General features: G+C 69.7%; 7 protein-coding genes. 4 read left to right on the top strand and 3 right to left on the bottom strand.

Going from position 1 to position 11,558, the window contains the following annotated elements:
- Nucleotides 1–74 precede the first annotated feature (74 nt).
- Entirely contained in the window at nucleotides 75–3,254 is a 3,180-nt protein-coding gene (locus WMF24_RS44230; protein ID WP_437733506.1) for a hypothetical protein, read from the top strand.
- Nucleotides 3,255–3,490: 236 nt separating this feature from the next.
- Nucleotides 3,491–3,946, top strand: coding sequence for a GNAT family N-acetyltransferase (locus tag WMF24_RS44225; protein WP_437733505.1), 456 nt, complete (start codon nucleotides 3,491–3,493; stop codon nucleotides 3,944–3,946).
- A 146-nt stretch (nucleotides 3,947–4,092) separates the two neighbouring features.
- Here WMF24_RS44225 and WMF24_RS44220 read toward each other — a convergent pair whose 3' ends face one another.
- Complete coding sequence (locus tag WMF24_RS44220; RefSeq protein WP_437733504.1) at nucleotides 4,093–4,803, bottom strand: glycoside hydrolase family 11 protein; 711 nt, start codon at nucleotides 4,801–4,803, stop codon at nucleotides 4,093–4,095.
- Between WMF24_RS44220 and WMF24_RS44215 the strand changes: the two genes are divergently transcribed.
- Nucleotides 4,802–5,152, top strand: a complete 351-nt coding sequence (locus tag WMF24_RS44215; protein WP_437733503.1) for a hypothetical protein — start codon at nucleotides 4,802–4,804, stop codon at nucleotides 5,150–5,152. The two genes, WMF24_RS44220 and WMF24_RS44215, sit on opposite strands and share 2 nt — an antisense overlap.
- Nucleotides 5,153–5,807: 655 nt before the next feature.
- Nucleotides 5,808–7,691 carry a hypothetical protein gene (locus tag WMF24_RS44210; RefSeq protein ID WP_437733502.1) on the top strand — a complete coding sequence of 628 codons (1,884 nt, stop codon included), beginning with the start codon at nucleotides 5,808–5,810 and terminating at the stop codon, nucleotides 7,689–7,691.
- Nucleotides 7,692–7,800: 109 nt separating this feature from the next.
- Here the strand turns inward: WMF24_RS44210 and WMF24_RS44205 are convergent, their stop codons facing one another.
- The gene (locus tag WMF24_RS44205; RefSeq protein ID WP_437733501.1) at nucleotides 7,801–9,210 is read right to left on the bottom strand and encodes a c-type cytochrome; all 1,410 of its coding nucleotides are present in this window, start codon (nucleotides 9,208–9,210) and stop codon (nucleotides 7,801–7,803) included.
- Complete coding sequence (locus WMF24_RS44200; protein ID WP_437733500.1) at nucleotides 9,207–11,558, bottom strand: PKD domain-containing protein; 2,352 nt, start codon at nucleotides 11,556–11,558, stop codon at nucleotides 9,207–9,209. The genes WMF24_RS44205 and WMF24_RS44200 overlap by 4 nt, the downstream gene beginning before the upstream one ends.

Here is an 11,558-nt window from a genome sequence, read left to right as displayed (position 1 = left end):
GCAGAGGCCCGCTGTCGCGGGTCGAGACCACCCCCGTTTCTCTCCGGCCCGAGCGCCGGAAGAGGTGAATCGACATGAGCCCTCGAATCGACAGTATCTCCCCTATCCCCGTCCCCCTGTTCCCCTCCCGCCGCCCGCCGGCGCGCCGCTTCACGGCCCTCGCGGCGCTCCTCGTCGCGGCCGGCGTGTCGTGCGCCCCGCCGCACGACGCCGACGATCTCGACACCGCCGAGGCAGGCGACGCCGCCGCCTCGCGGGCGGCCGGCGCCGATGCCCGCGGCGGCACGGGCCGCGCGCGGTCGGCCCTCGTGACGACCGCCGCGGTCCTCCCCGCGGCGGAGCTCGATCGGGTCGCGTACGCGGCCGCGGCCGCGAAGGTCAACGATCCAGGGCTCGACCTCCTCGCCGACGCCACGAGCCGGCTCGCGGCGCGCCACCCGGGAATGACGGCGGCGGAGTACCAGGGCGCCATCGCCGAGATGTGGACACGCATCGAGGCGAGCCAGCCGAACGCGCTGCACGACCTGAGCGGCCAGGAGATGCGCTTCATCACCCGGACGCTCGCGCGCCTGGTGCCCGCGCTCGGCAGCGGCGCGCCCGCGGACGCGCTGCGCGACGCCGCGCGGAGCTACCTGTCCGCCCTGCGCAGCGATCTCGACGAGATCCGCAAGGTCTCTCCCCTCGACTCGCTCCACGACCAGCACGGCGCGGCCCAGCGGTTCCGCGAGGCGTCCTGGGAGCGCCTCCACGCCGCGGCGCGGGACAGCGGCGCCCTGGCCACCGCCGTCGACGGCAGCGTCCTCCAGGAGCGCCTCGCCGTGAGCACGAGCGACCCGGCGAGCCACATCCTCCGCGTCCACCCCGTCGAGCCGCTGCGGAGCTTCGTGCTCGCCAACGCCCAGGCGGACGGGAGCCTGTTCGCCAGCCAGGGCGCCGTCGAGACGCTGATCGAGGCGGCGGGCGGCGCGGCGCTCGCGCAGACGAGGGCCTACGCGGACAACCTCTTCGCCCTCGACGCCGCCGAGCGGCAGTACCTGAGCGCGAGGCCGCCGGTGGGCCAGGCCGGCGCCGGCCCGTCCGCGCTCGCCGCGAGCGACGCGGAGGCCAAGCTGAAGAAGGCCATCGAGGACGCGACGAAGAAGCAGAAGGAGCTCGCCGACAAGCTCGACGACGTCAAATCCGGCGCCACCGGCGCCCTGCGGATGGCCGCGAAGCTGGCGTCGATCTCCAACGACCCCGACTTCGCAAAGGACATCGAGATCCTGAGCAAGACGACCTCGATCCTCCTCGACACCTTCTCCAAGCAATCGAAGGGCGCGATCGAGACGGCGTCGAAGCTCGCCGGCCTGCTGAAGCTGGGCGAGACCGGGTTCAAGGTCATCGGCGCCGCCGTGTTCACCGGCGACCTGATCGGCGCTGTCCTCCAGATCGCCTCGCTGTTCAACCGGGACGACAGGCCGTCGATCAACCAGAAGATCCTCGAGAACCTGCGCGACATCCGCGAGCTCATCGGCGATGTCCGCACCGAGATGCACGCGCGCTTCGACCGCCTCGATCGGAGGCTCAACGACATCTACGACGCGGTGATGGAGCAGTTCGAGCACATCAACTTCGAGCTCGGCGAGCTCGAGGTGGATCTCGAGGAGGTGCAGCTCGCCCTGTACACGGTGCAGGCCGACCTCAACCGGCTGGATCGCAACCTGTATGCGTTCCTCGACGCGGCGGAGCGGCAGCCGCTGGTCGAGGGGATCGCCGGCTTCCTCGATTACAAGCAGCGCACGGGGCTCGATATGGCGTACAGCCCGACCTACCTCGACGGCGAGAATCGCTTCTACACCTGGAGCTATTTCACCTCGAAGGACGCCATCCAGGCGGGCCCGGCGAACCGGAGCTTCGACGACGCGCAGATCGCGACAGAGCTCGGGAACTACCCGCTCGCGACGAACATCAATTACCTGAGCGAGCTGTCGGCCGTCCGGTTCGGCCTCTCGCGGCTCTCGTCGGAGCGGCTGGCGAACCCGCTCACCTGGATGACGGCGGCGGAGAGCTACGCGCAGCTCGGCGAGGAGTGGCCCGTGCACGCGGGCGAGATCGCCCCGGACCGGCTGGAGCGCGTCATCGACGCGGGGGAGGACGTGGCGGCGGGCCTCGACCGGATCGCCTCACCGGCGCTGATGCGACAGCTGTCGGAGCACTACCGCGGCAAGGTGACCGCGCTGCGCGACGCCATCGCGCAGCTCGAGACGACGTTCGAGAGCGCCCCGGCCCGCAAGCTCCACGGCATCGACCTGTGGAGCGGCGCCGACCAGGTCCCGACCACACACGACATCACGGGGAACAAGCCGCTCCCGTCGTGCCGGAACAAGGCCTTCAACGGCGGCCGGACGTCGTTCGATCTCGATCTCGGCCCCTTCGCCGCCGACTACGCGCCGCTCGCGCCGCTCATGATCGCGGACAACCTGGGCGGGCTCTCCGACCTGAAGCCGTGCATCCACGCGACGTGGGCCTGGGAGAGGGCGACGGAGGCCCCCTGGGGGTGGTTCTGGACCTTCCGGCTCGATTTCGCGGTCCGGGTGAGCTACGGCGCGACGGCGGTCCACGACGTCTGGTTCACGACGAACACGCGGCGGCAACGGCTCGTCCGGAGCTCCGAGACGTCGTTCGATCCCGACACCTTCTGGCCGCCCGAGAGCTCGCTGACCGAGGAGGCGTGGAACCAGCGGACGCTGTCCACGCGCCGCCTCCTGGCCACCTCGACGCTCCTCAACCAGGCGCGCACCGCGGTGCAGGGCAAGCTGGAGGACCTGCAGCGCGCGTTCTACGGCCAGGTGGCGGCGAGGCTCGGGCAGCTCGGCGATCCGATCCAGGTCGCCGGCAGCCAGCTCAGCGGCTCGAAGGCGCTCTGGGAATCGTACGTTGCCCTCGGGTTCCCGCTCTCGCTCGAGCAGAACGACGCGCTGCGCTCGCTCCTCTACGGCGGCGAGTCGCTGCTCACCGGCGCCGGCGGGGACGCGGGCTTCATGAACAGCGTGCGCAACATCTATGCTCACATGAGCCAGTCCGACGACCTCCCGGCGGACAACATCCTGCCGGCGGTCGTGTCGCTCGCGACGGGGCGCTCCGATCGGCTGCTGACGACGCTGAACGACGTCAACGCGGAGATCCGCGCGGCCCAGGAGCTCGAGGGCAGCGCGCTCGTCCGCGGGACGCTCACGCGGCTGTACCTGCTCAAGGCCCAGACGCCGGACGGCTGAGCGGGTGCGGCGCGGGGCGAATGCTGAGCTGGAGCCCCCTGAACCTGGCCCTCGGCTGCTTTCGTTCGTCGCTCACGCCCGCCGAGACGCACGAGCCGGGCAAAACGGATCGTCAAGACCGAGGCGCGGCACTAGAATGCCGGGGCCATGCCCTTGCGCCAGCAGACACCGCCCGGCGGAGACCGGCGCGCCGCCGTCCCCGGCGCGCCCGGCCGGCTCGCCTGCCTGAGGTCCCCGTGATCCGGGCCGCTCGCGCCGAGGAGGCTGAGCTCCTCGGCGCGCTCGCCCTCCGTTCCAAGGCGCACTGGGGCTACACGCGCGATTTCATGGAGGCGTGCCGCGCGGAGCTCTCGATCTCGCCGGCGTACGTGGCGCGGCACCCGACCTTCGTCCTGGTGCGCGGAAACGAGGCGCTCGGGTTCTACACGCTCGAGGCCCTGAGCCCGACCCGGGTGGAGCTCGGCCACCTCTTCGTCGAGCCGGAGGAGATCGGGCGCGGTCATGGCCGCGCGCTCCTGGCGCACGCGCGCGACGAAGCGCGGCGACGCGGGTACCGCGTCCTCGTGATCCAGGGCGATCCGAACGCCGGGCGGTTCTACGAGGCCTGCGGCGCGCGGCGCGTGGGCGAGAAGGCCTCTGCCAGCATCCCTGGCCGGATGCTCCCGCTCTTCGAGCTCGACCTGTCGCGCTGACGCGCCGTCGCTCGCGCTGGCCGAGCCTCCACGACATTGGCCACGTGCATCGATCTCCGGATCCTGTTCGTCCTCGGTGCTCCTTCTTCGCGTGCTCGGGTAGCCGGACGGCGATGGCGCCGTCGTCGATGGCCCCGTACGCTGATCTACCACACCGTCAGGTTGGAGCTGCCGCTGCTCGAGGGGTTGAACACCTCTGTTGCCATCACCTGGTAATTGTGCGCGCCAAGGTTCCACCCCTTTGACGCCCAGGCATTCACGTGATTGGAGAACGTGATGGTGCTGTTGGTCCCGGTGGGCCTCTTCGTCCTTCGGACGCTCCAGTACTGATAGAACGTCGCAGTGCCAATGATGGAGGGCGCGTTGACTCGCTGCATCCTGTACAGGTCGTAGGTGCCCCCGTCCGTGGTGACTGTGCCCGCCGACGCTCCTCCCGGCGGTCTCCAGCTGCCCCAGCTGTCAACGACGTAGTATTCCACGAGCGGGTTTGTCGTCCACCCGTAGAGGGTCAGGTATGCATTGCTGCTGCCCGTCGACCAGACGCCGGCATTGTAGCCAATGTTCCTGTTCGACGACCCAGTGCTCCAGCCCTTGCCGCCAACAAAATTATAGTTGCCGTTCGCCCAGTTGACGGCGTAGTTCCCGCCGCCGTTCAAATTCATGCTGACGGAACCGCCATCTTTCCAGAAAGTGTACCACCGGCCGTCCGTCCCGGTTTGATTCGTGGTTACCGTGAGAGCGCTTTGATCCGTGTCCAGATCGGTCTCGGTCGTGCCCACTTCTGCGCCATCCATGACGCAGTTGGTCAGTAGAAGCCCAAGGGCGGAGCACATGCTGAGCCGGATGATGTTGTTCATGGCGATCGCCTTTCTTGGCCTATCTATTGTTCGTGACTGGCAGTTACGTCAAGCCGATTGCGCATCGCAACCGGGCCTGGCCATCAAGAAGGTGCGATATTATCAGATGCAGAGTGACGAGGATGGCTCGACGCCGACAGCGGGGCCGAGGCCTCGACGGGCGCGACCGCCCGGCGCGCCAGGCGCGCGAATCTCGCCGAAGATCGCCTACGACCAGCGGGCCGCGCCGGCCGCGCTCGGCGGGCGAGCGCGCTCGAAGCGCTGGAGCGAGATGGACCAGGCGCCGCGCATCGGCAGGGCTGCACAAGGCCCCTCCCGGCGTGAAGCGACGCGATCTGCTCGACGCTGAGCGGCCACGCGAGAAATGCACAGTGGCCCTGTCGTGGAGGCCTGTGCGCGGCGACCGCGAACGCGCCATCGCATGTGTCCGCGACGACCGAACCATGGGAGCCGGTGAAGAGATCGATCCCGATCCCGATGACGGAGGTCCCGGTGCTCATGACGGCCACTCAGGGGAAAGCGTAAGGATGAGGTCTCAGTGTGAACGTTCACTTTGTGGATGTCAACGCCGATCCGCCGGCCGCGGCGACCCGCCAGCTCGACCACCCCGGTGACGAGCGCCCGCGCCACGGAGCTCGGGACGGCCGCGGGGCGCACGACGCCGCACGGGCAAGGGGACGACACGCTCCGCGGCGGCGGAGACGGCGGCGGCGGCGGTGGGCGCGGCGGGCGCCGGGCCGGGCAGGAGCAGCCGCGTGAGAAGGTCGCGAAACCGACCCGGACGCGACGCGTAGCACCATCGAACGACGCGCCACGGGCCATCGCAGGCCGCGGGCGGCCCCCACGCGGCCGCCCGCGGCCGCTCCGGTCCACGTGGCGCGTCGGAGGAACGATCGCTGCCACGCGGCTTGCGCCGCGACGCAGCGAGGGGCTGTCCGGCTCGCCGTCTCCAGAGATGGCGGAGGCGAGCCGCGGTCCGTCAATCCCACGAAGGAGATCATTTCATGCGACGTGTGAGCTTCATGATAACGACCTCGTGCGCCCTCGCGCTCGGCGCCTGCGCGCAGGCGCCCGACGCGGACGAGCAGCTTATCGATCAGGTGGGGCAGGCCCTCGCGACGCCGGCGTCGGTGCTCGGGTTCGAGAGCCCCGCCGACTGGACGGTGACCGGCGCCACGAAGAGCGCGAGCGCCAGCAGCTCGCAGGGCGCCTCCGCGCTCGCGCTGCGGAGCTTCAGCTTCGCGGAGCTCCGGTCCGCGCCGCTCTCGACCGTGTCGGGCGTGACATCGACCCTCGCCTTCGACCTGAAGCCGCCGGTCTCGCCCGCCTTCGGCGCCGCGCAGCTCTATGTCGATATCCCGTCCCGCGGCGTCCACAGCGTCTACCTGGGCCAGGTGAGCCTCGCCGGGCTCGCCGCGGGCACGTACGCGCCGCTCTCGTTCAGCGTGCCGGCGAGCGTCGTCACCGCCCTGCAACAGACCTACAGCGATCTGACGTTCAAGATCGCCCTGAACGTCCCGCACACGACCGTCGACTACCTGATCGACAACCTGCGCTTCGTGGGCGGCACGTCTGGCGGTCCCTCGAAGGTGGAGCTGCGCGTGTCGGGCGCCGACGACCGGATCGCCGTCTCGGTCGGCGGCATCCAGCGGAGGATGTTCCACTTCGGCGAGTCGGACATTGACCAGCGCATCGACGTGAGCGACTGGTTCGGGAGCGGCGCCAACGATCTACGCGTTCAGCTGCTCAACACCGGAGGCCCGGCGAGCGCCGGCGTCGAGCTCTGGGTGGACGACGCGCTCGTCGTGAGCGAGTCGTGCCCGGCGACGCTGTGCAACGGGTCGGACGTGTGGCAGGGGATCGTGTGGGATCGGACGTTCTCCGTGAGCACCCCGAACCGGCCCGCGCTCCAGCCCGTCACCGTGACGGCTCAAGGCGCGACGCCCGGCAAGGTGTACGTGAACGACGTCTTCACCGGTCGGACAACGCCCACCACCCTCTCGCTCCCGCCGGGCGATTACACGATCGGCGTCGGGGTTGGCAGCGAGCTGCCGCCGGCCGACTACACCGGCTCGTTCTACGAGCAGGACGTGACCGTCGGCTCCTCGCCCGTGAACGTCAACGCCACGGCGAGCGCGCCGCTCGGGATCCAGGAGGTGACGCGCATCGCGATCCTGCCCATCCGGAACAGCATCAACTACGTCTCCTCGCTGGGCGGGCCGGACGCGTCGAACACGGGCGTGCTCTTCGATGAGGACGTCGATGACCTCGTGGCGCAGGCCGAGGCGACCAACGATCTGTGGTTCCGGCCGCTGTCCTACGGGCTCGCGACCTGGGAGCTCGAGGTCCTGCCCACCATCGAGGACGTGCCGATCTACGAGCAGAACCACGACGGGTGGGACACCACGCGCTTCCTGGCGGAGGCCGGGACCGCGCACCTGGCCAGCCAGTACGACATGATCGTGTATTTCTTCTCGCAGCACCGGGCCGACGGCTCGTCGGTCGATGACGTGTGCAACATCGTGTGGGCGTTCGACGGCACCAACGTCGGGTTCTCGACCAGCTACACCGCAGGGAAGCCGGACCTCCTGAACGCCGAGCTCCTTCACGAGGTGATGCACAACTACGAGCATTACAACGAAAACGCGCTGCACCTCTACAACGGCATCGACGGCCTGCACGGCGGCCATCAGCACGGCTATTACGACGGCTCCAACGGCGAGGTGAATTTCGTGCACTTCTATCGCCACCTCCTGCGCGGCCAGGTCGCCGAGCTCGGCGGCATGCGGATCGACCTCCAGTGGCCTGCCATCGGGGCGGTGTCGGGGAGCTCGGACCTCTACCTCGGCTTCTTCCCCGTCCTGCGCCACGGCTACCGCGTGCCGTGACGCTGGCGGCGGCTCCGCGCCCCGGCGCGGCGCGGAGCCGCCTCGAGCCGCTCCGCCTCGAAACGGAGGACCTCGAAGAGGCGCCGCTGCGGCGGTCGCGCGGAGGGCGCTACCTGGCCAGCTCCTCGATGGCCGCGGCGAGCTCCGCGGGGGGCAGCTCGTCGGCGGCGCGCCACGGCGGCATGCGCAGCGGCGAGGTCGCTGGCTCCTGCAAGCGAAGGATGGCCCTGTCCTTCGTCTCTCGCGACATGCCGTCCAGGTTCTTCACGTTGAACCTGGCGCGGCTCAGCGCCGGGTTCCCGCGGCCGTCGTGACAGCGCGAGCAGAGCTGCGTGAGCACGGCGCGCCCGCTCGCCCCCGGCGGCGGCACCAGGCCGAGCTTCACCTTGGCGTCCGCGGAGAAGAGGTCGCGCAAATCGAGCAGGGATTGTCGCGGGGCCGCGCCCGTCACCACGTCGAGGTAGGACCGGACCCGCTCCGCGCGGAGCGCGGGATCCGTCACGTCCACGAGCGGGTAAGGCACCGAGATCGAATCCCCCGCCTGCGACAAGGCGAACTGCTCCTCCCAGATCGAGCTCGACGCGCCGGCCTTGGCCTCGGCCTCGATGCGCGGGTCGAACGCGTTCGGCTGCGCCGCCTGACCTTCGGCGACGAGCAGTGCCTCGAGCTGCGCGCCGCTGCCCTCGTCGATGGCATTCTGGATGGTCGCGATGGGGATGCCGCCGTACTGCGCGTCCTCTGCGTGGGCTTCCAGGAACTGCGCCGTGAGCACCCGGTCGGACTCCGTCCGCTGCACGAAGCGCTGCGGGAACCAGTGCATCCAGGGGAACTCCAGCTCCTGCATGCGCAAGATCTTCTTCGTGCCATAGCCGTCGGGCTGGTGGCACGAGCGACAGTCGAACGACGTGTTCTCGACGTCTTCCTCGCTGTAAATGCTGAACGCGGTCCAGCCGTGCTCTATCTCTTCGGTGAGCAGGCTCGCCAGGTCGCAGCTGCCGTCGTAATCACACTGCCGCTCGAACGTGAACAGGTAGAAATTGTAATCACCGGTCGAGAGGTCGCGGCTCACGATCTCGACGAAGGGCTCGCCGCGAACGAAGCCGAGCGCGGTCATTTCAGCCGGCCGCTCGCGCAACTCGGTCACGCGCGGAAAGACGATGAGGCGCGGATTGACTGCAGAGACGGCGCCCTTCACGAGCGAGGTGGAGTTGCCGGTGAGCGCGAAGGCGCGATCTTCGTCGAGCTTCGCGACGCTGAGCAAGCTGGCGAAGTCGGCGATGTTCGGCCGGGGCGTGGCGCACACCGCCTGCCAGAAGCTGTCGCCGCGCGGCGTCGCGCACAGCGCGCGGTGCTGCGCCTCGCGCCTGGGTAGGGCCGACAGCTCCGGGTCGGGAGCACTCACGGACGGCAGCGTGTCCCAGTCGGTCGTCGCCTCGTCCGCGGCAGCGCCCCCGCCGATCTCGCCGACGCACGCCGCCAGCAGCAGCAAAACCAGGCACAGGCTCTGCGGGCGCCTCACGCGGGCCTCCCTCGGCGGGTGCCGAACGTCATCAACCCCGCCACGAGCGCGAACGCCAGGAGCGGCGCGTGGCGGTCGCCGCGCCCGCCCGCCGCGCTGCAGCCAAAAAGGTTCTCCTCGCTCGTCTCCTCATCACCCGCGCCGTCACCCTCGCTCGGCTCCAGGTCGACGGTGCCGTCCAGCTGCTGCACGTAGGCGATGAGCTGCCCGAGCTCGGCTTCGCTGAGCGCGCTGGTGAAGGCGTGACGATCTTCGGGGTTGGCCGTGACGAGGACATCGCGCAGCGTCGGCGCGGAGCCGTCGTGCAGGTAGGGCGCCGTCTCCCAGACGCCGTTCAAGGTCGGCGTGTCGATGCCGAACAGCGGCTCACCAGCGCGCATACCAGACGACGCCTTCACGGTGCCGACGTCGTGCAGCTTGCCACCCGCGCTGTCGGTCCCGTCGGCACCCGTGTGGCAGAAGCCGCAACCCAGGCGCTTGAAGATGGCGCGACCCGCGACGCCGTCCTGGGTGAGCGAGCCATCGGCGTTGCGAAAGGGGCTCGGGCGGTGCGTGTCGAGCGAACCGAGGAACGCCGCCAGCGCGTCGAGCTCGGGGCTCAGGCCAGCCTTCTTGTCGCCGCGCGGCGTGGCGACGGTTCCCACGGCGAGCTGCTCGGCGCTGAGGAAGCCCTTGCCGCCGAACAGGTCGCGGATGTTGTCGTCGGAGTCCTGGATCTCGTCGAAGCTGCCGCTCCAGTTGACGTTGCCGTGGCCCGTGCCGCGCCGTCCGAGCAGCGAGACGGTGTTGCGAAGCCCCTCCCCCACGCTGCCGAAATCCCAGACTCGCCCGTCCTCCGCGCCGTCGAAGTGACACGACGCGCAGCTGATGTAGCCCTGGTCGCTCATGCGGATGTCGGCCGAGTTGACGAACAGCTGCTTGCCGCGCAGGACCTGCGCATCGAGCTTCTCCACGGCGACGGTCGGAATGTCGGCCAGCTTCTTGGTGATGAGGTCGTGCGAGCTGACGATGTCGGCGACGTCGTAGACCGCCACCGTACGGCTGAGCGACGCGTGCACGAACAGCCTGTCGGTCTCGGTCAGCGCCAGGCCGCGCGGAGCGAAGCCCGTCTCCTTGAGCGCGGTCACGAATTCGCCCGTGTAGGTGTCGCGGACCTCCACCAGGGCCGAGCCGGCGACGCTGACGAACGCATAGTCGCCGAGCGGCGTGAACACGACCTGGTTGGGCAGGTTGCGATCGTCCAGGTCGATGCGCCGTGCGACGTCTTCGACGCCCTCCGCGACGTTCAACAGCGCCACGAGCGGCCGCACCGTGTTGTCGTCGGTGAGCGCGAGCTGATCCCGGAATGGACCGCGAAAGATGTTGTCCTTCTTGCCCGGCACCCACGCGAACAGCCCGTCGGGCGAGAGCCCCACCGAGAACAGGTAGTTCGGCAGGCCGCGCCCTTGTTGATCCGTGTCCTCCGTCGTGGTGTCCGCCGCGAGCTCGAAGCGCGCGCTCACCTGGAAGGTCGCCGCGTCGATGCGCGCCACCTCGCCGTGACTGTCCTCGGAGATGAAGCGCGTGACGTAGATCTGCGAGCCGTCGTGCGACACCGAGACGCCCCGCGGCGTACCGCCGAGCACGAGCTCGCTGAGGACGGCGCCGCTCGCCACGTCCAGCTTCAGCAGCTTGCCGACCGCCATCAACGTCACGTACGCGGCGTCCCCGGTCGGGCTTATCGCGAGGCCCATCGGCTGCGACGCGTACGGCAGCATGACCTCGCGCTCCACCGCCAACGACGCGGTGTCGACGATGGAGAGTGAATGTGCGTCGCGGTGCAGCACCCACAGCTTGCCTTGCGCCGTGAGCGCGAGCCCGACCGGGCCGCGCGCCACCGGCACCTCCGCGAGCCTGGTCAGCGCGCCCGCGTCGAGCACGCTCACGCTGTCGTTGTCGTAGTTCGCCGTGTAGACCTTCGCGTTCGGCTGGTCGTAGACGAGGTCGGTCGAGCCCGCCGCGCTGCCCGTCACGAGCGGCCGGTGCGCTGTGTGCACGAACGCGACGCTGGTGAACCCGACATCGTCTTTGACCGTCGCCAGCACCGGGTAGTGGCCGGGCGCGGCGTAGGTGTGAACCTGCTGCACGTCGCCGATCGTGAACTCGGTGCGTGTCTCGTCCCCCATGTCCCAGCGCACCTGCACGGGGCCGACCGCGTCGCCGATCGTCAGGTCGAACGTGACGGCCTCGCCGGCGAGCGAGGGCGCGCGCTCGGCGACGCTGGCCGTGATGGCGTGCGCCACCACCGGCCAGGCCGCCACCGAGCAGATACCTCCGAGCAGGCCGAGGAGCTTCGGGAGCGAGCGCAT

It is taken from the genome of Sorangium sp. So ce1335, assembly GCF_051521615.1.
Lineage (GTDB): Bacteria > Myxococcota_A > Polyangia > Polyangiales > Polyangiaceae > Sorangium.
Note: the sequence above shows the minus strand (reverse complement) of the source record. Positions and strands in the feature narration are given on the sequence as shown.